At 68.5% G+C, this 23,255-nt stretch carries 21 protein-coding genes; 12 read left to right on the forward strand and 9 right to left on the reverse strand.

Features of this window, described 5'->3' with window-relative positions; genetic code table 11:
* Positions 1-51: 51 nt before the first annotated feature.
* The 8 genes from BST38_RS07630 to BST38_RS07665 all read left to right on the forward strand — a co-directional run bounded on the left by BST38_RS07630 (position 52) and on the right by BST38_RS07665 (position 10,941).
* Positions 52-873: an NUDIX hydrolase gene (locus BST38_RS07630; RefSeq protein WP_110781674.1), complete on the forward strand. Its 822-nt coding sequence runs from the start codon at positions 52-54 to the stop codon at positions 871-873.
* Positions 870-3,281, forward strand: a complete 2,412-nt coding sequence (locus tag BST38_RS07635) for a DUF6049 family protein (RefSeq protein ID WP_083142656.1) — start codon at positions 870-872, stop codon at positions 3,279-3,281. Before BST38_RS07630 ends, BST38_RS07635 begins: the two co-directional genes overlap by 4 nt.
* Positions 3,274-6,876: a murein biosynthesis integral membrane protein MurJ gene (murJ, locus tag BST38_RS07640; protein WP_083142657.1), complete on the forward strand. Its 3,603-nt coding sequence runs from the start codon at positions 3,274-3,276 to the stop codon at positions 6,874-6,876. The genes BST38_RS07635 and murJ overlap by 8 nt, the downstream gene beginning before the upstream one ends.
* Positions 6,877-6,931: 55 nt before the next feature.
* Positions 6,932-7,504: an RNA polymerase sigma factor SigM gene (gene sigM, locus BST38_RS07645; RefSeq protein ID WP_083142658.1), complete on the forward strand. Its 573-nt coding sequence runs from the start codon at positions 6,932-6,934 to the stop codon at positions 7,502-7,504.
* 54 nt (positions 7,505-7,558) lie between these two features.
* On the forward strand, positions 7,559-8,176 hold the full coding sequence (locus BST38_RS07650) for an RsmA family anti-sigma factor (protein ID WP_083142659.1): 618 nt from the start codon (positions 7,559-7,561) through the stop codon (positions 8,174-8,176).
* A gap of 160 nt (positions 8,177-8,336) precedes the next feature.
* The gene (gene trxB, locus BST38_RS07655) at positions 8,337-9,332 is read left to right on the forward strand and encodes a thioredoxin-disulfide reductase (protein WP_083142660.1); all 996 of its coding nucleotides are present in this window, start codon (positions 8,337-8,339) and stop codon (positions 9,330-9,332) included.
* Positions 9,329-9,658: a thioredoxin gene (gene trxA / locus BST38_RS07660; protein WP_083142661.1), complete on the forward strand. Its 330-nt coding sequence runs from the start codon at positions 9,329-9,331 to the stop codon at positions 9,656-9,658. Before trxB ends, trxA begins: the two co-directional genes overlap by 4 nt.
* Before the next feature lie 95 nt (positions 9,659-9,753).
* Positions 9,754-10,941 carry an N-acetylmuramoyl-L-alanine amidase gene (locus BST38_RS07665; RefSeq protein ID WP_083142662.1) on the forward strand — a complete coding sequence of 396 codons (1,188 nt, stop codon included), beginning with the start codon at positions 9,754-9,756 and terminating at the stop codon, positions 10,939-10,941.
* Positions 10,942-10,958: 17 nt separating this feature from the next.
* Here BST38_RS07665 and BST38_RS07670 read toward each other — a convergent pair whose 3' ends face one another.
* From BST38_RS07670 to rpmH, 9 genes are all read right to left on the reverse strand, one after another.
* Positions 10,959-11,702, reverse strand: a complete 744-nt coding sequence (locus tag BST38_RS07670; protein WP_083142663.1) for an acetyltransferase — start codon at positions 11,700-11,702, stop codon at positions 10,959-10,961.
* 217 nt (positions 11,703-11,919) lie between these two features.
* Positions 11,920-12,924 carry a ParB/RepB/Spo0J family partition protein gene (locus tag BST38_RS07675; protein WP_083142664.1) on the reverse strand — a complete coding sequence of 335 codons (1,005 nt, stop codon included), beginning with the start codon at positions 12,922-12,924 and terminating at the stop codon, positions 11,920-11,922.
* The gene (locus tag BST38_RS07680) at positions 12,924-13,913 is read right to left on the reverse strand and encodes a ParA family protein (RefSeq protein ID WP_083142665.1); all 990 of its coding nucleotides are present in this window, start codon (positions 13,911-13,913) and stop codon (positions 12,924-12,926) included. Before BST38_RS07680 ends, BST38_RS07675 begins: the two co-directional genes overlap by 1 nt.
* Positions 13,913-14,596 (reverse strand): 16S rRNA (guanine(527)-N(7))-methyltransferase RsmG, encoded by a 684-nt coding sequence (gene rsmG / locus BST38_RS07685; protein ID WP_083142774.1) that lies wholly within the window; start codon positions 14,594-14,596, stop codon positions 13,913-13,915. The genes BST38_RS07680 and rsmG overlap by 1 nt, the downstream gene beginning before the upstream one ends.
* An 81-nt stretch (positions 14,597-14,677) precedes the next feature.
* Complete coding sequence (locus BST38_RS07690) at positions 14,678-15,244, reverse strand: Jag family protein (protein ID WP_083142666.1); 567 nt, start codon at positions 15,242-15,244, stop codon at positions 14,678-14,680.
* A gap of 39 nt (positions 15,245-15,283) precedes the next feature.
* Positions 15,284-16,366 carry a membrane protein insertase YidC gene (gene yidC / locus BST38_RS07695; protein WP_237160705.1) on the reverse strand — a complete coding sequence of 361 codons (1,083 nt, stop codon included), beginning with the start codon at positions 16,364-16,366 and terminating at the stop codon, positions 15,284-15,286.
* Between the two features lie 43 nt (positions 16,367-16,409).
* A complete protein-coding gene (gene yidD / locus BST38_RS07700) occupies positions 16,410-16,736 on the reverse strand; it encodes a membrane protein insertion efficiency factor YidD (RefSeq protein WP_083142668.1) in 327 nt (108 codons plus the stop codon).
* Positions 16,733-17,092, reverse strand: a complete 360-nt coding sequence (rnpA, locus tag BST38_RS07705) for a ribonuclease P protein component (protein WP_083142669.1) — start codon at positions 17,090-17,092, stop codon at positions 16,733-16,735. Before rnpA ends, yidD begins: the two co-directional genes overlap by 4 nt.
* Positions 17,093-17,111: 19 nt before the next feature.
* Complete coding sequence (gene rpmH, locus BST38_RS07710) at positions 17,112-17,255, reverse strand: 50S ribosomal protein L34 (protein ID WP_003930923.1); 144 nt, start codon at positions 17,253-17,255, stop codon at positions 17,112-17,114.
* Between the two features lie 603 nt (positions 17,256-17,858).
* Here rpmH and dnaA point away from each other — a divergent pair.
* From dnaA to recF, 4 genes are all read left to right on the forward strand, one after another.
* A complete protein-coding gene (gene dnaA / locus BST38_RS07715) occupies positions 17,859-19,337 on the forward strand; it encodes a chromosomal replication initiator protein DnaA (RefSeq protein WP_083142775.1) in 1,479 nt (492 codons plus the stop codon).
* A gap of 597 nt (positions 19,338-19,934) precedes the next feature.
* Positions 19,935-21,131 carry a DNA polymerase III subunit beta gene (gene dnaN / locus BST38_RS07720; RefSeq protein WP_083142670.1) on the forward strand — a complete coding sequence of 399 codons (1,197 nt, stop codon included), beginning with the start codon at positions 19,935-19,937 and terminating at the stop codon, positions 21,129-21,131.
* Between the two features lie 31 nt (positions 21,132-21,162).
* Positions 21,163-22,056 carry a phosphogluconate dehydrogenase (NAD(+)-dependent, decarboxylating) gene (gene gnd / locus BST38_RS07725; RefSeq protein WP_083142671.1) on the forward strand — a complete coding sequence of 298 codons (894 nt, stop codon included), beginning with the start codon at positions 21,163-21,165 and terminating at the stop codon, positions 22,054-22,056.
* A gap of 12 nt (positions 22,057-22,068) precedes the next feature.
* A complete protein-coding gene (gene recF / locus BST38_RS07730) occupies positions 22,069-23,229 on the forward strand; it encodes a DNA replication/repair protein RecF (RefSeq protein WP_083142672.1) in 1,161 nt (386 codons plus the stop codon).
* The last annotated feature ends 26 nt before the right edge of the window (positions 23,230-23,255 follow it).

The raw sequence follows: 23,255 nt of genomic DNA on the forward strand, positions 1-23,255 counted from the left end.
GACCGGCGAGTGCGGCGATTGGCGGTACCGGTGCCAGCTACTATCGCTTGGGTGTCGGACGGCGAGCAGGCCAAACCACGACGGCGTCGAGGACGCCGCCGCGGCCGACGCGCTGCGGGTCCGCCCGAGGCGGGAACCGAGCAGGCCACCAACCGCAAGCAGCCGAACTCGGGGACGCCCTCTTTCGACAAACCGGCGTCTTTCGACAAACCCGCGGCAGCCGACAAGCCGGTCCAAACGCCCAAGCCCCAGAAGAGCAGGGCCCGGCGCCCACAGGAACGCCTGCGCACCGTGCACGAGACGTCCGCAGGGGGCCTGGTCATCGACGGGCTCGACGGGCCGAAGGACAGCCAGGTCGCGGCGCTGATCGGCCGCATCGACCGGCGCGGCCGGATGCTGTGGTCACTGCCGAAGGGCCACATCGAGATGGGCGAGACGGCCGAACAGACCGCGATCCGCGAGGTCGCCGAGGAGACCGGGATCGAGGGCACCGTGCTGGCCGCGCTCGGCAGCATCGACTACTGGTTCGTGACCGAGGGCAGGCGCGTGCACAAGACCGTGCACCATTACCTGATGCGATTCCGTGGCGGTGAGCTCTCCGACGAAGACGTCGAAGTCAGCGAGGTCGCGTGGGTGCCGCTCAAGGAGCTGCCGTCGCGGCTGGCCTACGCCGACGAACGCAAACTCGCCGAGGTCGCCGACGAGCTCATCGACAAACTGCACACCGACGGCCCCGGCGCCCTTCCGCCGCTGCCCCACTCGACGCCGCGCCGGCGCGGCCAGACGCACTCCCACACGCGCAGGAACAGACCGGATCCGACCACCCAACAACAGCCCGGCCGGAGGACGAACGGCTGCGGTCAAGGGCCGTGAGCCGCGCCGCGCGGCTGCTCGCCGCGGTCGTCGCGCTGCTGTTCGCGGTCGCCCCCGCTGTTGCGCCTCCGACCGCGTCCGCCCAGCCGGGATCGATGCCGTTCCTGAAGGTGCAGATCGACAACGTCACCCCGGACATCGTCACCACCACCAGTAACCCGACGGTGATCGTCACCGGAACCATCAGCAACGTCGGCGATCGGCCGGTTCGCGACATCGTGGTGCGACTCGAACGGGCCGGCGCCGTCACGTCGTCCAGCCAGTTGCGCACCGACCTCGCGGGCAACGTCGACCAGTACTCCCCCGTCGCCGACTTCATCACCGCCGCACCGGAACTCGCCCGCGGACAGAAGGTCCCGTTCCGGCTCGCCTATCCCCTGCGCGCCGACGACCGCTCGTCGATGCGCATCGACGAACCGGGCGTGTACCCGTTGATGGTCAACGTCAACGGCACCCCCGACTACGGGTCGCCGGCCCGGCTCGACGACTCCCGGTTCCTTCTGCCCGTGCTCGGCGTGCCCCCGCAGCCGGGATCGGACTCCGCCGGCGAGGCCTTCGACTCCACGGTCGCACCGGACATCACGCGACCGGTCGGGCTGACCATGTTCTGGCCGCTGGCCGACAAGCCCCGGCTGGCCGCGGGTGCGCCCGGCGGCACCACCCCGGTGCGGTTGATCGACGACGACCTCGCGACGTCGCTGGCCGCCGGTGGGCGGTTGGACACGATGCTCAGCGCGGTCGACTTCGCGACGAGCCCGGACGTGGACCCCGACGGCACGGTCGGGCGGGCACTGTGCCTGGCCGTCGACCCCGACCTGCTCGTCACCGTCAACGCGATGACCAACGGCTACGTCGTCAACGACGCCGCCGACGCGGGCCCCGGCACCCCGACCCATCCGGGCGCGGGTCAGCAGGCCGCCATCGACTGGCTCAACCGGCTCAAGACGCTGTCGCGGCGGCTGTGCGTCGCGCCGACCACCTACGCGCAGGCCGACCTCGACGCGCTCAACCGGGTCGCCGACCCGGGGCTGTCCGCGATCGCCACAGGTGGGGCCGCGGGCATCGTCGACCAGATCCTCGGGGTCGCCTCCACTCGCGGCCTCACCCTGGTCGGTGACGGGCCCCTGACCGCGCCGGCCCTGCAATTGCTGTCCGGGCAGGCGCCGACGGTCGCCGTTGCCGCGGCCAACCTGGTCGGTCCGCAGGAGGGCGAGTACGGCGTCGCCGAGACCGCCGACACCGCGCCGGTGCGTTACACCGCCAACGTGGTGGCCGCGCCGTTCGACCCGGCAGTCGGGGCGGCGCTGGCCGGGGTGGGCCCGACCCCGGAGACACCGTCCTATGTGGACCCGTCGCTCGACATCGCGGTCAAACAGGACTCCCCGGCCGCGCGCCTGCAGTCGGCGCTCGGCTCGTTGCTGTGGCACGGCCTGCGGCCCGATGTCGCGCCGCGCACCCAGATCCTGATGCCTCCGCTGATGTGGAACCTGACCCCGCCGGACGCGCAGGCGATCCTGTCGGCCGTCGCGACCGCGATCCGGGCCCGCCTCGCCGTACCCCGACCGCTGCCGGTCGTGATCGCCGAAGCGCAGACCACCGCACGCGAGTCGGCACCGCCGGACGGGCCGCTGGGCAGCCCGCGGGGCCGGTTCGACGACGGCGTGGTCACCGGGATCGCCGCCGCGACGAACCGGCTGTGGGGCCTCACCGCCGCGCTGACCACCGACGAGCGCACCGGCCTGACCGGCAACCAGTACACCGCTCCGCTACGCGAGGACCTGCTGCGCGCGCTGAGCCTGTCGGTCCCGCCCGACGCCCGCAACGGGCTGGCCCAGCAACGGCTGACGACGGTGCGCAAGACCGTCGAGGATCTGTTCGACGCGGTGACGATCGTGAACCCCGGCGGCTCCTACACGCTGGCCACCGAGCGCAGTCCGCTGCCGCTGGCGCTGCGCAACGACCTTCCGGTGCCGATCCGGGTGCGGCTGGACATCGACGCGCCGCCCGGCATGACCGTCACCGACATGGGTGAGATCGTGCTGCCCCCGGGCTTCCTGCCGCTGAAGGTGCCCATCGAGGTGCACTTCACCCAGCGCGTCGCCGTCGACGTGGCGCTGCGCACCGCCGACGGCCTGCCGCTCGGCGAGCCGGTGCGGTTGTCGGTGCACTCCAACGCGTACGGCAAGGTGCTGTTCATCATCACGCTGACCGGTGGAGTGGTGCTGGCGCTGCTGGTCGGGCGGCGGCTGTGGCACCGGTTCCGCGGCCAGCCCGACCGTGCCGATCTCGAGGCCGACCCGACCCGGCCGGACCCGGTCGACGTCGCGCTGGCCTACGACGACGAGACCGGCGCCCGCCGGCCCGCCAAGAGTCGCGCACCCACCGCGCCGGGCGGCGACGATGGCTGAGACCCGGCGCGACACCGCACCCGCCCAGCCCCGCCAGCCGCGCCCGGAGATGTCGGACCGGGCCGTGGTGTCGCGGTCCTGGGGGATGGCGGTGGCCACCCTGGTCAGCCGGCTGACCGGATTCGCCCGCATCGTGCTGCTCGCCGCGATCCTCGGCGCCGCGCTGTCGAGTGCGTTCACCGTGGCCAACCAGCTGCCGAACATGATCGCGGCGCTGGTCCTCGAGGCGACCTTCACCGCGATCTTCGTGCCGGTGCTGGCCCGTGCCGAACGCGACGACCCCGACGGCGGAACCGCGTTCATCCGAAGGCTTTTGACGCTTGCCACCGCCCTGCTGCTGGCGGTCACCATCGTCTCGACGGTCGGTGCCCCTCTGCTGGTCGACCTGATGCTCGGGTCGGACCCGATGGTGGACCGCTCGCTGACCACCGCGTTCGCGTACCTGCTGCTGCCGCAGATCATCTTCTACGGTCTGTCCTCGGTGTTCATGGCAATCCTGAACACCCGCAACATCTTCGGGCCGCCCGCCTGGGCGCCGGTGGTCAACAACGTCGTCGCCATCGCCACGCTGGTGGTCTATGTCCTTGTGCCGGGCGAACTCTCGCTCGATCCGGTCCGGATGGGCGACACCAAGCTGCTGGTCCTCGGAGTCGGTACCACGCTGGGCGTGGTGGCGCAGGCGGCGGTGCTGTTCGTCGCGATCCGCCGCGAACGGGTCAGCCTGCGCCCGCTGTGGGGTATCGACGCCCGGCTGAAGAAGTTCGGGATGATGGCGCTGGCGATGGTGCTCTACGTGCTCATCAGCCAGGTCGGGTTCATCGTCGGCAACCAGGTCGCCAGCGGCGCGGCCGCGTCCGGCCCGGCGATCTACAACTACACCTGGCTGATCCTGCAGCTGCCGTTCGGCATCGTCGGTGTCACCGTGCTGACCGTGGTGATGCCGCGGCTGTCCCGCAACGCCGCCGCGAACGACGGCCCCGCGGTGCTCGCGGACCTGTCCCTGGCGACCCGGCTGACGATGCTGGTGCTGATCCCGGTGGTGGCGCTGATGACCGTCGGCGGTCCGGCGATCGGCAGCGCGCTGTTCTCCTACGGCAACTTCGGTGCCGTGGACGCCGGCTACCTGGGCATGGCGATCACGCTGTCGGCGTTCACGCTGATCCCGTACACGATGGCGCTGCTGCAGCTGCGGGTGTTCTACGCGCGGGAGGAACCGTGGACGCCGATCGCGCTGATCGTCGTCATCACGATCGTCAAGGTCGTCGCGTCGTTGGCCGCGCCGCACGTCACCGACGACCCGCACCTCGTCGCCGGCTATCTGGGCCTCGCCAACGGTCTCGGGTTCCTGGCCGGGGCCACCCTCGGCCACCTGCTGCTGCGCAACCGCCTGGACCCGCCGGGCGGCCATCTGCTCAGCCGTGACGTGCTGCGCACGATCCTGGTGACCATCACCGCCTCGCTGGCCGCGGGGCTGACCGCCCATGTCGTCGACCAGTTGCTGGGTCTGGAGAAGCTGACCGAGCACTGGGGCGGCGGCGGCTCGCTGATCCGGCTGACGGTCATCGGGCTGGTGATGGTCCCGATCATCGGGGCGGTGCTGATCGGCGCCAAGGTCCCCGACGCGCTGGCCGCACTGGCCGCGGTGCGCCGCCGCCTGCCCGGGCGTCGTGGCGGCGCTGCGGTCCCACCGCTTGCCCCTCGGGCGCTGACGTACGCTGATGCCAGAAATCAGTCCTCGGCCCGGGTTGCCGACGACGGGAGGCGGAAAGGATCAGCGGTGAGCGACAAACCCACCAGCGATTCTTCACCCGACGTCGACGCTGCGCCGACGACCCGGTTCACGGTGCCGTCCGGCCCGTCCCCCGACGACTTCCAGCCCGACGTCCCCGAGACCCCGGACGTCCCGGAGCGCGTCGGCGAAGAAGTCGACAAAGAACCCGTGGACCAGGCGCCCGATTCCGGGCCCGATTCGGCGACGACGGTGCTGCCCGCCTCGCCGTCGCAGCCCACCGAGGTCGTATCGCGCCCGCGCGCCGACTACTCCAACGACCCCACCCGCGAGGCGCTCGCGTTCGACCCGCCCCGCGAACCGGCGATCGAGACCGCCACCGCCGCCGAGGACACCCATCTGATCCCCGGCGCGACCATCGCGGGTGGCCGCTACCGGCTGCTCGTCTCACACGGCGGGCCCAGCCACCTGAAGTTCTGGCAGGCCACCGACACCGCGCTGGACCGGCAGGTGGCGCTGACGTTCGTCGACCCCGACGGGTCGATGCCCGAGCACCAGGTGCAGGCCATCCTGGATCGCACCCAGCGGCTCAGCCAGATCGACATGCCCGGCGTCGCGCGCGTGCTCGACGTGCTCAGGACCGGCACCGGCGGCCTCGTCGTCTCCGAGTGGATCCGGGGCGGGTCGCTGGCCGAGGTCGCCGACACCCACCCGTCCCCGATCGGCGGCGCCCGCGCGATCCAGTCGCTGGCCGCGGCCGCCGAGGTGGCCCACCGCAACGGCGTCGCGCTGTCGATCGACCATCCCAGCAGGATCCGGGTCAGCATCGACGGCGACGTCGCGCTGGCGTTCCCGGCCACCCTGCCCGACGCGACCCCCGACGACGACATCCGCGGGATCGGCGCGGCGCTGTACGCGCTGCTGGTCGACAAGTGGCCGCTGCCGGAGACCGGGGAGCCCAGCGGGCTGGCTCCGGCCGAACTCGACGCCGCCGGCCAGCCGACCGAGCCGCGCACCCTCGACCGCGACATCCCGTTCCAGATCTCCGCGGCCGCGGCACGCGCGGTGCAGGAGGGCGGCGGCATCCGCAGCGCCCCGACGCTGCTGAACCTGCTGCAGCAGGCGACCGCGGTCGCCGACCGCACCGATCACATCGCGCCGGTCGACGATCCCTCCCCCGAACCCGCCGCGGCACCCTGGACCGACGAACCCGACCCGGAGGCCGCCGCACGGCGCCGCAAGGGCCTGATCGTCGGCCTGTCGGTGGCAGGCGCCATCGCGGTCATCGCGATCGTGCTGCTGGCGACCGTCCTCAGCCGGATCTTCGGCGACGTCGGCAGTGGCCTCGGCGGCGACGAACTCGGGCTCAGCGGCCCGAGCTCATCGCGATCCTCCTCCAGCCCGGCCGTCCCCGGCACCGAGATCAAACCCGTTCGCGCAACAGTGTTTTCGCCCGAAGGCGAGGCCGACGCCCCGGAGTCCGCCGGGCTGGCCATCGACGGTGACTCCTCCACGGTGTGGCCGATCGACACCTACAGCGACCCGGTGCCGTTCCCGAACTTCAAGAACGGTGTCGGGTTGATGCTGCAACTGTCGGAGCCGACGAAGATCGGCTCGGTCACCATCAACCTGAACAGCACCGGCACCGAGGTGCAGATCCGGTCCTCGTCGTCGCCGAACCCGTCCTCGCTGGACGCGACCACCGCGCTGACGGACCCGACCCCGGTCAAACCCGGCTCCAACACCATCGAGGTCGAGGACGCCGAACCCACCTCCAATGTGCTCGTGTGGGTCTCCACCCTCGGCCAGGTGAACGGCCAGAGCCGTTCGGACATCGCCGAGATCACCCTCAACGCCGCCTCCTGAGGCGCCTGAAAAACTGGTGCCCGACCCCTCCCCGGGTGCCGATTAGTGTTCGGCTGTGGGGATATTCGGGGACGGTCCGCAGCCACCGCAGCGGGTGCGCACGGATGCCGAACTGCTGGCCGCCCACGTCGCCGGCGACCGCTATGCGTTCGAGGAGCTGTTCTACCGCCATCAGCGCCGGCTCTATCGGCTGGCGTACCTGACCAGTCGCGATCCCGACGACGCCGCCGATGCCCTCCAGGATGCGATGCTGGCCGCACACCGCACCGCACCGCGGTTCCGGCATGACAGCGCGGTGAGCAGCTGGCTGTACCGGATCGTCGTCAATGCCTGCCTGGATCGATTGCGGCGCAACAAGACCCGTGCCTGCGAGGTGCTCGATGACGACGCCGGCGGCGCGTTCGACCCGACGGGCCGGCTCGACACCGCGATCGTGATCGAACGGGCGCTGATGCGTCTGCCCGCCGAACAACGCGCCGCCGTGGTGGCCGTCGACATGCAGGGCTTCTCGGTGGCCGAGACCGCCCACCTGCTCGGGGTCGCCGAGGGCACCGTGAAATCGCGGTGCTCACGCGCCCGCGCGAAACTCGCCGAAACACTGGACTGCTTCGCCTCCGTCGTCGACTGAGCCGTCGGTTAGCCTCGAACGATCTGTCAGGGGTTCGACCGGCGGGGGCACCAGATGAGCAGCGGCACCGGCGAGGCGCCGGAGTTCGACTCCGCCGCCGACGCCCGTGTGCGGCGCGAGCTCGCCGAGTTCGGCAGCGACCCCGGTGCGGGCCCCGACATTCCCCCCGAGGTGTCCGCCCGCATCGGCGCGGCGCTGCGCACCGCCGGTGGTGCGCACACCGTGACCCGGCCGGCGTTGAGCCGGACCCAGCGGATCGCACTGGCGCTGGGGATCGCCGCCGCGGCGGTCGCCACCGTGATCGGTGCGCGGATGCTCACCCACGACCCCGTCCCGATGTTCCCGCCGGGGCCGACCGCGTCGCAGATCACCGTCGGCACCGCACACCCGCCGTTCCCGCTGTCCGAAGCCGAACTGCGCACCCGGCTGCAGGCACCCGCCGACCTCGGCCCGCTCGCCGACGCGCGCCGGCGTACCGCGTGCCTGGGCGCCCTCGGCTACCCGCCCGGCACCGACGTGCTCGGCGGCACCCAGTTGGAGGTACTGGGTCGGCCGACGGTGTTGGTGCTGATCGCGGGCACCGCGCCGGGTGAGGTGACCGCGCTGACGGTCGACAGCGGATGCTCCGCGGCCGACAGCGGGCTGCTCGCGCAGACCACGTTCACCCGGTGAACCCGCCACCGGCCGCGCCCGTTGCGAACGCGGGAACACCCCGGCATACCCTGTTGTTTATAGAACGCGGTGTTCAGAGCGCCTGCGGTGAGCCGACAGCCTCCGGCTGTTTGTCGTGCCGGCGATCTGGAGAACTCTTGCCTCAGGCAGAAAGGTTCGCATGACCTCCTCAGAGACCATTCACGACGTCATCATCGTCGGATCGGGACCCGCCGGCTATACCGCCGCGGTCTACGCCGCCCGCGCCCAGCTCAAGCCGCTGGTGTTCGAGGGCAGCCAGTTCGGCGGTGCGCTGATGACCACCACCGAGGTCGAGAACTACCCCGGCTTCCGCAACGGCATCCAGGGTCCGGAACTGATGGACGAGATGCGGGAGCAGGCGCTGCGCTTCGGCGCCGATCTGCGCATGGAGGACGTCGACTCGGTGGATCTGGCCGGTCCGGTCAAGACCGTCACCGTCGGTGACGAAACCCACCGCGCCCGCGCCGTGATCCTGGCGATGGGCGCAGCTGCCCGTCAGCTCGGCGTCCCCGGCGAGAAGGAACTGACCGGGATGGGCGTCAGCACCTGTGCGACGTGTGACGGCTTCTTCTTCCGCGACCAGGACATCGTCGTGGTCGGCGGCGGCGATTCGGCGATGGAAGAGGCGACGTTCCTGACCCGCTTCGCCCGCAGCGTCACACTGATCCACCGCCGCGAGGAGTTCCGCGCGTCGAAGATCATGCTGGACCGCGCCGAGCAGAACGAGAAGATCACGTTCCTGACCAACACCCAGGTCACCGAAGTCGTCGGCGATCCGAAGGTGACGGGAATCAAGTTGCGCAACACCGTAACCGGTGAGGAGTCCGAGCTCGCCGTCACCGGCGTGTTCGTCGCGATCGGTCACGACCCACGCTCCGCACTGGTTCGCGGCCAGGTCGACGTCGACGACGAGGGCTACGTGCAGGTCAAGGGCCGTACCACCTACACCTCGCTCGACGGTGTCTTCGCCGCAGGCGATCTCGTCGACCACACCTACCGCCAGGCCATCACCGCGGCCGGAAGTGGTTGTGCCGCAGCAATCGACGCCGAGCGGTGGCTGGCCGACCACGCTGAGCCCGGCGAACGTACCTCCACCACAACGGACGACACCGATCTGATAGGAGCACAGCAATGAGCGGTTCCAGCACGGTCACGGTGACCGACGACTCGTTCTCCGACGACGTCCTGTCCAGCGGAACGCCCGTCCTGGTGGACTTCTGGGCCACCTGGTGCGGACCGTGCAAGATGGTCGCCCCGGTGCTCGAGGAGATCGCGTCGGAGAAGGCCGGCTCCCTGACCGTCGCGAAGCTCGACGTCGACGAGAATCCGGCCACCGCCCGCGACTTCCAGGTGGTGTCGATCCCGACGATGATCCTGTTCAAGGACGGCCAGCCGGTCAAGCGCATCGTCGGCGCGAAGGGCAAGGCAGCGCTGCTGCGCGAGCTCTCCGACGTGGTCTGATCCCCTGTCTGATCCCCCCGAAAAAGCGCGAATCGCGGGTGCGGTTCGCTCCTGGGGTTTTCTCGAATCGGGAATCCGTCTGAGAGAATCGGCCTATGTCGAGTCTGCGTCGCGGTGACCGCGGGGGTGCGGTCACCGAGATCAGAGCCGCTCTCGCGGCGCTCGGCATGCTCGAGAACCCCGACGACGACCTGACCACCGGCAAGCACGTCGCCCTGGATCTCTTCGACGAGGAACTCGACCGTGCTGTGCGCGCCTTCCAGCAGCACCGCGGCCTGCTCGTCGACGGCATCGTCGGCGAGGCCACCTACCGGGCGCTCAAAGAAGCCTCCTACCGGCTCGGCGCCCGCACGCTGAATCATCAGTTCGGCGCACCGATGTACGGCGACGACGTCGCGACACTGCAAGCACGCCTGCAGGATCTCGGTTTCTACACCGGTCTGGTCGACGGACACTTCGGATTGCAGACCCACAACGCGCTGTCGTCGTACCAGCGCGAGTACGGCCTCTACCCCGACGGCATCTGCGGTCCGGAAACGCTGCGCTCCTTGTATTTTCTCGGCGCCCGCGTCACCGGCGGCTCCCCGCACGCGATCCGCGAGGAGGAGCTGGTGCGCAGCTCCGGGCCGCGGCTGTCCGGCAAGCGGATCATCCTCGATCCGGGCCGCGGCGGCTCCGACCACGGGTTGATCGTCAACGGTCCGTCGGGACCGATCAGCGAAGCAGACATCCTGTGGGACTTGGCGAGTCGCCTCGAGGGCCGGATGACCGCGATCGGCATCGAGACGTTTCTGTCCCGCTCGGCGACCAACTCCCCCACCGATGCCGAGCGCGCGGCCACGGCGAACACCGTCGGTGCCGACATGATGATCAGCCTCCGATGCGCCACCCAGGCCTCGTCGGCGCCCAACGGCGTCGCGTCGTTCCACTTCGGTAACTCACACGGTTCGGTGTCCACCATCGGGCGCAACCTCGCCGACTTCATCCAGCGAGAAGTGGTGGCGCGAACCGGATTACGGGACTGCCGCGTACACGGACGTACCTGGGACCTGCTGCGCCTGACCCGGATGCCCACTGTCCAGGTGGACGTCGGCTACATCACCAACCCGAACGACTGCGCAACGTTGGTGTCCCCCGACGCCCGCGACGCGATCGCCGAGGGAATCCTGGCCGCCGTCAAGAGGCTGTACCTGCTCGGCAAGAATGACCGCCCGACCGGCACGTTCACCTTCGCCGAACTGCTCGCCCACGAACTTGCCGTGGAACAGGCCCGCCGCGGCTGAGTCCCGGCCCCTTCAGTTCAGACGCAGCCCGCGCCCGCACCCACCGGTTGCTGCAACTGCGCACTCTCCAGCAGACGCTCCAGGGCGGCTTCGACTCCGGCCTTCCAGCCGAGACCCTGCTCGAGCTCGAGCCGCAGCCGCGGGAAATACGAGTGATGCGACACCACGACGAACCCGGCATCGAGCAGCAGATCCGAGTCGAGCACACACTGCTCCACCGAACAGTCCCCGAGTGCGTCGGTCACCGGCCGGCAGTCCGGCGGAACGGAATCGCGGTGAGCCAATTCGCCGACACGGTCGGTGCGGCCGAACGCCTCCAGTGCGCGGACACCGCGGCGGACCAGATCCGCGACCACGGCACCGATCAACGCGTGTGACAGCTCGTCGCTGTTCTGCCCTGCCTCGATGCCGAGCGTGGTGAGCAGTACGGCGTCCGCGCTGACCGGTCCCGTCGGGAACCGGACCGCTCGAGGTACCGATCGCGGGGGTGCGTAGAACACGTATCCGAGGCAGGGGTCGTCATCCGAGAAGGCCGGGGGTTCGTCATCGGAGGTGTCGCGGCATTCGACGACGAGCTGCCCGCACGATCCCCACTCGAGCATGACCATCGACAGCCATGCTTCCTTCTCGAATTCGGGATCGGAGAGGCTGTCACCGCTGCCGACGATGTCCGGGTCGACCTCCCAGTACACGCATCGCCGCGCATGCTTGGGTAGCTGCTCGAAAGCCTCGAGCCGCAGAGGCGTTATCCGTGTAGCCACTGAAAATCCCGGTCTCTTCGTCGCGCCGAAACATACGACTGCCCGTCCAGGATAGAAGCCCGGCGCCGAGCAGGGCCAGCGTGGGCACCAAAACCGGCGTTCCCAGCGCAGTGAATCCAATTCACCTGCGCCACATCACGTTTACGACACCGATTCCCGCCGCCACCGAGGCGCGCCGAAGGTGTGTCACAGTGACGTAATTCGCCGGTGTGGTGGGTCATTGCTGTGACGCGTTCATCAACTCCACAATGCGCTGTAAATCGTCCACCGAACCGAACTCGACGACGATCTTGCCCTTCCGCTTCCCGAGGCTGACCGTGACCCGGGTGTCGAACGCCGTCGACAGCTGCTCGGCCACATCCTGCAGACCCGGCATCTGGATCGGCTTGCGGCGCGGCGCCGCCGGCGGGGTCGGGCCGTTGCGGTTGGCCAGTGTCACCGCCTCTTCGGTCGCGCGTACCGACAGACCCTCGGCCACGATGCGCGCCGCGAGCTCCTCCTGGACCTCCGGGCCGCCCTCGAGCGACAGCAGCGCACGGGCGTGGCCGGCCGAGAGCACGCCCGCGGCAACGCGGCGCTGAACCGCGATCGGCAGGCGCAGCAGGCGGATCATGTTGGTGATCAGCGGCCTGGAGCGACCGATTCGCGACGCCAGTTCCTCGTGGGTGACGCCGAACTCCTCGAGCAGCTGCTGGTATGCCGCGGCCTCTTCCAACGGGTTCAGCTGAACGCGGTGGATGTTCTCCAGCAGTGCGTCCCGCAGCAGGTTGTCATCGGTGGTCTCGCGCACGATCGCCGGGATGGTCGCCACGCCGGCCTGCTGGGCGGCGCGCCACCGCCGCTCCCCCATCACCAGCTGATAGCGGGGCGCCGCGCCGGGCTCCGCCGGGGTCGCGCGCACCACGATCGGCTGCATCAGGCCGAACTCGCGGATCGAGTGCACCAGTTCGTTGAGGGCTTCCTCGTCGAAGACCTGGCGGGGCTGCTTCGGGTTCGGGTCGATCTGCGACGGCGCGATCTCGCGGTACACCGCACCGACCGGGTTGGTCTCCGCCGTGCCCGTCGCCGCGGGTGCGGGTGCGCCACCGAGCAGGACGTCGGCCGCAGCACCACCCATCTTCGGGCCGAGCGTCGCGGGCTCCGACCCTTCCACGGGTCCCGTCGGGATCAGGGAGGCGAGTCCTCGACCCAGCCCGCTGCGCTTGCCGGCCTGCTTGCTCATCAACCCTGTCCTCCTTCGTCCTGCCTGGTCCCCCCACGAAGCGCCAACTCCCGGCTGGCGTCGAGATAGCTCATCGCTCCACGTGAACCCGGGTCGTAATTGATGATCGTCATCCCGTAGCCCGGCGCCTCGGACACCTTGACGCTGCGCGGGATCACCGTCCGCAGCACCTTGTCACCGAAGTGCTCGCGGACATCCATCGCGACCTGGTCGGCCAGTTTGGTGCGGCCGTCGTGCATGGTCAGCACCACCGTGCTGACATCGAGGTCGGGGTTCAGGTGTGACTTCACCATCTCGATGTTGCGCAGCAGCTGCCCCACGCCTTCGAGCGCGTAGTACTCGCACTGAATCGGGATCAGCACCTCGGGGGCGGCGACGAGCGCGTTGATCGTCAGCAGACCCAGCGACGGCGGGCAGTCGATGAACACGTAGTCGAAGTCGTAATGCTTGAGTTCGGCCAGCGCCGTCCGCAGCCGGCCTTCGCGCGCGACCATGCTGACCAATTCGATCTCGGCACCGGCCAGGTCGATGGTGGCTGGAATGCAGTACAGCCGCTCGTTGTGCGGGCTGCGCTGCAGGGCATCCTCGACGCGGATCTCGCCGATGAGCACTTCATAGGAGGACGGGGTACCGGGGCGGTGCTCGATCCCGAGTGCGGTGCTCGCATTGCCCTGGGGGTCGAGGTCGATGACGAGCACCTTCAGCCCCTGCAGCGCGAGCGCGGCGGCGAGGTTGACGGCGGTGGTCGTCTTGCCGACACCACCCTTCTGATTCGCGATGGTGAACACCCGCTGACGGCTGGGCCGCGGCAGCTGTCCCTGGACGGCGGCCTGCATCAGGCGGACGGCCCGGGCGGCCTCCGCACCGATCGGGGTGTCGACGTCGGGTGTCGTCCACGTTTCACGTGAAACATCGGTTTCACGTGAAACACCGCCCGGTACGTCGGGGATGGACCCCTTCGCGGCTCCAGAACTCTCGGCGCCCGTCATCAGCGATGTCTCCTTCCGGACCGTGGCTGCTTCCCCGGCGCCGTTGCCCGAAACCCTACGACGACTGTCGCGGGCGGATCCACGTATTGGCCGCCACATCTTTCCACCTTCACCTCGGTCACTCCCAGCGCGGCCATCGCGCGGCGGTGCTGCTCGACTTCGTCGTCCGCGCGCTCGCCCTTGATCGCCAACATCCGGCCGCCGGGACGGAGCAGCGGACTGCTCCACTTGGTCAGTTTGTCGAGGGAGGCGACGGCTCGGGAGACCACGACGTCCGTCTCCCCCACCTCCTCGCGCACCTGTCGATCTTCCGCCCGCCCTCGGACAACCGCACACGTGATACCGAGCTGCTCGATCGTCTCGCGAAGGAAATCGCTGCGACGGAGCAGGGGTTCGATCAGGATCACCTTCACGTCCGGCCGGGCCAACGCCAACGGTATCCCGGGCAGTCCGGCTCCACTACCGATGTCCGCGACGGTCTCGTCCGGGTTCAGCAGTTCACCGACGACCGCGCAGTTGAGTATGTGGCGGTCCCAGAGACGATCGATCTCCCGCGGGCCGAGCAGTCCTCGCTCGACCCCGGCTCCGGCCAGTATCGCCGCGTACCGCTGTGCCGCCTCTGCGGCGTCCCCGAAAACTTCGTGTACCGATGGGGGCGGTGGTGGCACCTCCGCGTGTTTCACGTGAAACATCCTCCGACCCTGCGCGGGCTTACCACCTACCGACACCCCTCTCATCGACGTAGAACTACATCGATGTAACTCTTAGTCGGCGAGGATGACCACTCGCCGTGACGGCTCGACGCCCTCGCTCTCGCTGTGCACCCCGTCGATACCGGCGACCGCGTCGTGGACGATCTTGCGCTCGAACGGAGTCATCGGCGACAACTCCTCGCGGTCCCCGGTCTCCAGGACGCGGCGGGCCACCTTCTCCCCCAGCGCCGCCAGCTCGTCGCGACGCCGCTGACGCCACTGCGCGATGTCGAGCATCAGCCGGCTGCGCTCACCGGTCTTCTGGTGCACCGCCAACCGGGTCAGCTCCTGCAGCGCGTCGAGCACCTCGCCCTTACGGCCGACCAACTTGTTCAGATCACTTCCACCGTCGATGCTGACGATCGCGCGGTCGCCCTCGACGTCCAGATCGATGTCGCCGTCGAAGTCGAGCAGGTCGAGCAGTTCCTCGAGATAGTCGCCGGCGATCTCGCCCTCGGCGACCAGCTTGTCCTCCAGGTCGTCCGGCTCGTCGGCAGGGATCGTCGTATCCGCGTCGTCGCCTGCCGGCAGCACGTCGGTCGCGCCCGCGCCGTCGGCGCCGTTCTCGATATCAGTCATGGGATGAACCACCTCTCTTTGTTCGCGGTCGCCCGCGCGTCAACGTTTCTTCTTCTTGGGCCGCGCGCCAGGTTTCGGGGTGCGACTCGGCGCCCCGTTCTGCGCAGCGGATTTGTTCGGACTCTGGGTTGTCGGCTTGCTGGCCGCACTGTCGGTGGCCGCACCGTCACTGCCCTGCTCGTCGTCGCCGTCCTTGGACACCGACTGACCGGGGTCGCCGGCTTCGTCGGATCCGGACGCACCACGATCAGCTGCCGACTTCTTCTTGCGGGCCGGTTTCGCACCGGGGGCCGGAGCATTGGCCGAGCGCCGCTCGAGCGCCTCCAGCCGCTTCTGCTCTTCTTCCTTCTCGATCTTGCCGAACACGTAGTGCTGCTGACCGAAGGTCCAGATGTTGTTCGCGAGCCAGTACATGATGATCGCCAGCGGCAGGAACGGACCACCGACCACAACGCCGAGCGGGAACACATAGAGCGCCAGCTTGTTCATCATCGCGGTCTGCGGGTTCGCCGCCGCATCGGGGCTCTGCCGGGAAATGGATGCACGGCTGTTGAAGTAGGTCGCGATGCCGGCCAGGATCATGATCGGGACACCGACACCGATCACCGCCATCCGGTTGAATTCGGTGAACGCATCCAGACCGGTCGTCTGGATCATGGTCGCGCCCAACGGCGCACCGAACAGGTTGGCGTCCAGGAAGTGCGCGACGTCCGCCGGGCTGAAGACGTAGTTGCCCGTCGCCCGGTTCTGCTCGACGGTCAGGTGCACCTGACCGAAGCCGCCCTGGGTCCGGTTGAAGGATCGCAACACGTGGAACAGGCCGAGGAACACCGGGATCTGCGCCAGCATCGGCAGGCAGCCCAGGATCGGATTGAAGCCGTGCTCGCGCTGCAGCTTCTGCATCTCCAGCGCCATCCGCTGGCGGTCCTTGCCGTACTTCTTCTGCAGCGCCTTGATCTGGGGCTGCAGTTCCTGCATCTGCCGGGTGGTCCGGATCTGCTTGACGAACGGCTTGTAGAGGATGACGCGCAGCGTGAACACGAGGAACATCACCGACAGCGCCCACGCGAAGAAGTTCGACGGCCCCAGCAGGAAGGCGAACGCCTTGTACCAGATCCACATGATGGCCGACACCGGGTAATAGATGATGTCGAGGCTGAACCAGTTAAACGACACTCGTTTGACTCTTCCCTTGGTTTACCGGGGCGTCCCGGTGTTCGGCTCTGTCACAGAAATCCACGGGACCGTCCACGGGGCCATCGCGATCCGGGATCGGATCCCATCCGCCCGGGTGCCACGGACCGCATTTGAGCAGCCGCACCGCGGCCAGCCAGCTGCCTTTGACGAAGCCGTATTCGGTCAGCGCATCGACGGCGTACTGGCTGCAGGTCGGGGTGAACCGGCACGTCGGCAGCCGCAACGGCGAGATGGTGTGGCGGTACAGCTGGATCAGAAACACCGCGGCCCGTACGGCGGCCGAACGCCCGGTCATGGGAGTGCTCCGGTGCGGACCCGAATCCGGTGCAACGCGGCGTGGAGTTCCTGCTCGAGGCGAGCCGAGATCGCGTCGCGGCTGCGCGGCAACGCGCGGATCACCACCCGCTCGGCGGGATCGAGATCCGGAAGAATCGTCCGCGCGGCATGCCGCAACCGACGGGACACCCGGTGCCGTACGACAGCATTGCCGACGGCCTTCGAGACGATCAGGCCGATTCTCGGTCCGGGGTCACCCGTCTCATCGGAACGAAGTGCATACAGAACGAGGTCAGGCTGTGAGGCCTTGGTCCCTCGGCTGACTGTGGCACCGAACTCGGCCGACCGTGTCATCCGGTACTGGGCCGGAAGCACCGCGTCAGACCTGACCGCGTCACGCAGTCAGTGAACGACGGCCCTTAGCGCGCCGAGCCGTGACGATCGCACGCCCCGCGCGGGTACGCATCCGCAACCGGAAACCGTGCACCTTGGCCCGGCGACGGTTGTTCGGCTGGAAAGTCCGCTTGCCCTTGGCCACGGCAGTCACTCCTTGTTGAGTCTGGCCCCCGGCTCGACACCCCCATGATTTCTCATGCAGGCGCAAAGCTGTCGGCCGTTGTTAAGCTCGATCGGTCTTGCATTCCTAGCCGGCGCGGTCCCCGGCCGGGGCCGGTCGCAGCCGTATCGCCACGTGCGGGCGACTGTTCGAGGGTACTGACGAGAATTGGCTGGGTCAAACCTGGTTCCACCGGCGCAAAAACCCTGCCTCACACCGCTGCGCCGCACGTCAGGAACATCACAAAAGTCTCAACCGTCACGTCCGTCTGGTTCTATTGGGCCGCCCCGGATTTCGCATCCCGGGAATGTTGCAGAACTGTTGGCACTCGGAGAGAAAACTGTTAGCTTCTGGCAATGCCGATTCCACGCCGGATCGGCGCAAGACAACGAAGCGGGGGCGCCCAGACTCCGTCGCGAGCCCACTGATCCAATCGTGATGAGCTCCGGCACCGAGGTGTTCACGCCGGTAGACAACCAGACGGCGGCGAGTGTCCTTTTTCCACAGCTTGTGGATAACCTTGTGGACAGTTCGTCACCGTATTTTTTGGCCGTCTCGGACGGGACCGCGAGGGGGTAAGTGTCGTTGACCGCTGACCCCGATCCTCCCTTCGTATCCATCTGGAACAACGTCGTCACCGAACTCAACGGCGCCGGCGGCACCGGGAACGGGTCCCTGACCCCGCAACAGCGCGCCTGGCTCAAGCTGGTCCGGCCGCTCGTCATCACCGAGGGTTTCGCGCTGCTTTCGGTGCCCACCCCGTTCGTCCAGAACGAGATCGAACGCCATCTCCGCGAACCGATCGTGTCGGCGCTCAGCCGCCAGCTCGGTCAGCGCGTCGAGCTCGGAGTGCGGATCGCCGATCCCGCGACCGAGGACATCGGCGATCCGAGCCCGGAGCCGACGGCCGTAGCGCCGGTGGAATCCGACGACGACGATGTCGACGACGACCTCGCCGCCCGTGCCAGCGCCGAAGAGAGCTGGCCGACGTACTACAACCGCGCCAGGAACCTGACCGAGGACGACACTGTCTCGGTCAACCTGAACCGGCGCTACACCTTCGAGACGTTCGTGATCGGTGCGTCGAACCGATTCGCCCACGCGGCGTCACTGGCAATCGCCGAGGCCCCGGCGCGGGCCTACAACCCGCTGTTCATCTGGGGCGAGTCCGGGCTGGGCAAGACCCACCTGTTGCACGCCGCCGGAAACTACGCCCAGCGCCTGTTCCCCGGCATGCGGGTCAAGTACGTCTCCACCGAGGAATTCACCAACGACTTCATCAACTCCCTGCGTGACGACCGCCGGGCATCCTTCAAGCGCACGTACCGCGACATCGACGTGCTGCTGGTCGATGACATCCAGTTCATCGAGGGCAAGGACGGCATCCAGGAAGAGTTCTTCCACACCTTCAACACGCTGCACAACGCGAACAAGCAGATCGTCATCTCGTCGGACCGCCCGCCCAAACAGCTGGCCACCCTCGAGGACCGGCTGCGCACCCGGTTCGAGTGGGGTCTGATCACCGACGTCCAGCCCCCGGAACTCGAAACCCGGATCGCGATCCTGCGCAAGAAGGCCCAGATGGATCGCCTGGACGTGCCCGACGACGTGCTCGAGCTGATCGCCAGCCGGATCGAGCGCAACATCCGCGAGCTCGAGGGCGCGCTGATCCGGGTCACGGCGTTCGCATCGCTGAACAAGACCCCGATCGACAAGTCGCTGGCCGAGATCGTGCTGCGGGATCTGATCTCCGATCCCGGCACCATGCAGATCAGCACCGCGGCCATCATGGCCGCGACCGCCGAGTACTTCGAGACCAGCGTCGACGAGCTGCGCGGGCCGGGTAAGACCCGTGCGCTGGCGCAGTCGCGGCAGATCGCGATGTATCTGTGCCGCGAACTCACCGATCTGTCACTGCCCAAGATCGGGCAGGCGTTCGGTCGCGATCACACCACGGTGATGTACGCGGAGAAGAAGATCCGCGCCGAAATGGCCGAGCGCCGTGAGGTTTTCGACCACGTCAAGGAACTCACCACCCGGATCCGCCAGCGCGCGAAGCGCTGAGCCGACCGGATCACATTCAGCTCCCACCCCACCCGAAGGGCCGCCGCGGCCGGCCGTCGGGCGATGACCGCTGCGCGTGTCGTGCCGCGTGTCGCACCCTTTCGGCTCGGCCGAATCACAAAATCTTCTGTCACTGGTGCCACAGCAGCCACGTCGAGAGCTGTGCACAACGGTGTGCACAACCTGAGGTCAACCTGCCGACAACATCCCCCGCGGTCCCCAAACGCCGAACCATCCCCAACCGGTGCCCAACCGTTCCACGGCCATCCCCAGTCTGCTCACAGCTCGAGGCAGCCGCTGGCCTGCGCGAAACCCCGGTAATCCCCAGTCTGCACAGTGCCTATTACTAATACTTGTATCTCTCTCTCAATATCTTCTAGAAGAAGACTGTTGGGGAAACCTGTCATTCACCGGCTCCCCGGGGTGGTTCCTTCGGCGCATGTCAGCGCGATCGTTTAGCTTTCAAGTTGGAGCCGAAAGCTCTACGGTGGTTCAGCGACAGCCGTTCCGGTAGTCGCGGCGCAGCCCACTCGCAGCGCCGCGTCATTCGCCGAAACCGCTGGTGAAGCTTGACTGGGTGTGCATCGAAGGGACGCTATGAACGTGGCGACAACGGCTGGTCTGTCGGACCTGAAATTCCGGCTGACTCGCGAGGACTTCGCCGACGCGGTTGCGTGGGTAGCTCGCAACCTGCCGTCGAGGCCCACGGTGCCGGTATTGGCCGGCGTGCTGCTCACGGGCTCCGACGAAGGCCTCACGGTCTCGGGTTTCGACTACGAGGTCTCCGCCGAGGTCCAGATTCCGGCCGAAATCGCTTCTCCGGGAAGCGTTCTGGTCTCGGGGCGGCTGCTGTCCGACATCGTGCGCGCGTTGCCGGCCAAGCCGGTGGACGTCAGCGTGGAGGGCACCCGGGTGTCGCTGACCTGCGGTTCGTCCCGATTCTCGCTGCCCACCATGGCCGTCGAGGATTACCCGACGCTGCCGACGCTGCCCGACGAGACCGGTGTGGTCTCCTCGGAGCTGTTCTCCGAGGCGATCGGCCAGGTCGCCGTCGCCGCGGGTCGTGACGACACCCTCCCGATGCTGACCGGCATCCGGGTCGAGATCTCCGGCGAGAAAGTCGTTTTGGCCGCGACCGATCGATTCCGCCTGGCGGTTCGCGAACTGACCTGGTCGGCGGGCGCCGCCGGCGTCGAGGCCGCGGTTCTGGTGCCGGCGAAGACGCTTGCCGAGGCGGCCAAGGCCGGTACCGACGGCACCGAGGTCCACCTGTCACTCGGGCAGGGCCCGACCGTCGGCAAGGAAGGCCTGCTCGGCATCCGCAGCAAGGGCAAGCGCAGCACCACCCGGCTGCTGGATGCCGAGTTCCCGAAGTTCCGCCAGTTGCTGCCGACCGAGCACACCGCGATCGCGACCATCGGTGTCGCCGAGCTGACCGAGGCCATCAAGCGTGTGGCCCTGGTCGCCGACCGCGGCGCGCAGGTCCGGATGGAATTCGCCGACGATGTGCTGCGACTGTCCGCTGGCGCCGACGATGTCGGCCGCGCGGAGGAAGACCTGGCGGTGCAGTTCGCGGGCGACCCGCTGACCATCGCGTTCAACCCGAACTACCTGACGGACGGGCTCGGCTCGCTGCACTCCGACCGGGTCACCTTCGGATTCACCACCCCCAGCCGTCCGGCGGTGCTGCGGCCCGCCGGTGAGGACGACGCCGCTGCCGAGGGCAATGGTCCGTTCCCCGCTGCGCAGACCGACTACGTGTATCTGCTGATGCCGGTGCGCCTACCCGGCTGACCGGTCTGCCACACGAGAGGGGGCGCTCACCATGCAACTGGGTCTGATCGGCCTCGGCAAGATGGGTTTCAACATGCGCGCGCGGTTGCGCGACGGCGGCCACGAGGTCATCGGCTACGACCCGCGGCCCGAGGTTTCCGACGTGGCCTCGCTCGAGGAACTCGCCGAGCGGCTGGAATCCCCGCGGGTGGTCTGGGTGATGGTCCCGTCCGGCACGGTCACCGACAGCACCATCACGGCGCTGGCCGATGTGCTGTCCGAGGGCGACCTGGTGATCGACGGCGGAAACTCGCGCTACACCGAGGACGGCCGGCACGCAAAGCTGTTGGGCGACAAGGGGATATCGTTTGTCGACGCGGGTGTCTCCGGCGGTATCTGGGGTCTGACCGAGGGGTACGGTCTGATGGTCGGCGGCAGCGACGCCGATGTCGAGCGCGCGATGCCGATCTTCGACACGTTGCGTCCGCCGGGACCGAAGGAGGACGGTTTCGTCCACGTCGGACCGGTCGGCGCGGGTCATTTCGCCAAGATGGTGCACAACGGCGTCGAGTACGCGCTGATGACCGCCTACGCCGAAGGCTACGAGCTGCTCGCCGCCGAGGACCTCGTGCAGAATCCGCAGGCGGTGTACCAGGCCTGGACCAACGGCACGGTGGTGCGGTCGTGGTTGCAGCAGCTGCTGGCCAAGGCTCTCAAAGAAGATCCGAATCTGGCCGAGATCAGCGGCTACACAGAGGATTCCGGTGAGGGCCGGTGGACCGTCGAAGAAGCTATCCGGCTGCGGGTGCCGGTGCCGAGCATCGCGGCATCGCTGTTCGCGCGGTTCCTGTCGCGCCAGGACGAATCCCCGACCATGCGCGCCGTCGCGGCGCTGCGCAACCAGTTCGGCGGCCATGCCGTCAAGCGGGTCAGCGAGTCGGGCTGACAAGGTGAACCTGTGTACGTCCGTCACCTCACGCTGACCGACTTCCGGTCCTGGGCTCGGGTCGAGCTCGAGCTGGAACCCGGGCGCACCGTGTTCGTCGGCTCGAACGGCTTCGGAAAGACGAATCTCGTTGAAGCACTGTGGTATTCGTCGACGCTGGGATCGCACCGGGTGGCTTCGGACGCGCCGCTGATCCGCGCCGGCGCGGAGCGGGCCGTGGTGTCGACGATCGTGGTCAACGACGGTCGCGAGCTCGCGGTGGACCTGGACATCACGTCCGGGCGGGCCAACAAGGCCCGGCTGAACCGTTCCCCGGTGCGCTCGGCGCGCGAGATCCTCGGGGTGCTGCGCGCCGTGCTGTTCGCCCCCGAAGACCTCGCGCTGGTCCGCGGCGACCCGGGTGAGCGCCGCCGTTACCTCGACGAACTGGCCACCACGCGGCGACCGCGCATCGCCGCGGTGCGCGCCGATTACGACAAGGTGGTGCGTCAGCGCACCGCGCTGCTCAAGACCGCATCCGCGGCGCGGTTCCGCGGTGACCGGGGTGCGCTCGAGACACTCGATGTGTGGGACGGGCACCTCGCGCATCACGGCGCCCAGTTGATCGCCGCGCGGGTGGCACTCGTCCACGAACTGGCCCCGGAGGTGGAGAAGGCGTACCAGCTGCTGGCTCCGGCCTCCCGGCCGGCGGCGGTGCGGTACCGCTCCGGTGTCGAGGTGGTGGAGGCCGAGGCCGCGGCGGGCAACAGCGACGCGGAGGTGTTCGAGGCCGCGTTGCTCGAGGCGTTGAGCCGCCGCCGCGACGCCGAGCTCGAGCGCGGGGTGTGCCTGGTCGGTCCGCATCGCGACGACCTGGAACTCCGTCTCGGCGATCAGCCCGCGAAAGGTTTTGCCAGCCACGGAGAATCGTGGTCGATGGCGCTGGCTCTGCGATTGGCGGCGTATGAACTGTTGCGCGCCGAGGGCAGTGATCCGGTGCTGCTGCTCGACGACGTGTTCGCCGAACTGGACACCGCCCGTCGCCAGGCGCTGGCTCAGGTTGCCGCGTCGGCCGAACAGGTGCTGGTGACCGCGGCGGTACACGAGGACATCCCGACGGACTGGGACGCCCGGCTTGTCGAGATCACCATGACCGACAGCGACTCGGGCCGGATCTCGGTGGTGCGGCAGTGACCGACGACAGCAAGGACGACAACGAC

Source organism: Mycolicibacterium parafortuitum (assembly GCF_002086815.1).
Taxonomy (GTDB): domain Bacteria; phylum Actinomycetota; class Actinomycetes; order Mycobacteriales; family Mycobacteriaceae; genus Mycobacterium; species Mycobacterium parafortuitum.

Bases quoted from the DNA above. Each gene is read 5' to 3' on its own strand.
- murJ (WP_083142657.1), top strand. From the start codon at position 3,274: ATGGCTGAGACCCGGCGCGACACCGCACCCGCCCAGCCCCGCCAGCCG.
- yidD (WP_083142668.1), bottom strand. From the start codon at position 16,736: ATGACCGGGCGTTCGGCCGCCGTACGGGCCGCGGTGTTTCTGATCCAG.
- trxA (WP_083142661.1), top strand. From the start codon at position 9,329: ATGAGCGGTTCCAGCACGGTCACGGTGACCGACGACTCGTTCTCCGAC.
- yidC (WP_237160705.1), bottom strand. From the start codon at position 16,366: ATGTGGATCTGGTACAAGGCGTTCGCCTTCCTGCTGGGGCCGTCGAAC.
- BST38_RS07675 (WP_083142664.1), bottom strand. From the start codon at position 12,924: ATGAGCAAGCAGGCCGGCAAGCGCAGCGGGCTGGGTCGAGGACTCGCC.
- BST38_RS07665 (WP_083142662.1), top strand. From the start codon at position 9,754: ATGTCGAGTCTGCGTCGCGGTGACCGCGGGGGTGCGGTCACCGAGATC.
- BST38_RS07680 (WP_083142665.1), bottom strand. From the start codon at position 13,913: ATGACGGGCGCCGAGAGTTCTGGAGCCGCGAAGGGGTCCATCCCCGAC.
- BST38_RS07690 (WP_083142666.1), bottom strand. From the start codon at position 15,244: ATGACTGATATCGAGAACGGCGCCGACGGCGCGGGCGCGACCGACGTG.
- BST38_RS07650 (WP_083142659.1), top strand. From the start codon at position 7,559: ATGAGCAGCGGCACCGGCGAGGCGCCGGAGTTCGACTCCGCCGCCGAC.
- trxB (WP_083142660.1), top strand. From the start codon at position 8,337: ATGACCTCCTCAGAGACCATTCACGACGTCATCATCGTCGGATCGGGA.
- gnd (WP_083142671.1), top strand. From the start codon at position 21,163: ATGCAACTGGGTCTGATCGGCCTCGGCAAGATGGGTTTCAACATGCGC.
- dnaN (WP_083142670.1), top strand. From the start codon at position 19,935: ATGAACGTGGCGACAACGGCTGGTCTGTCGGACCTGAAATTCCGGCTG.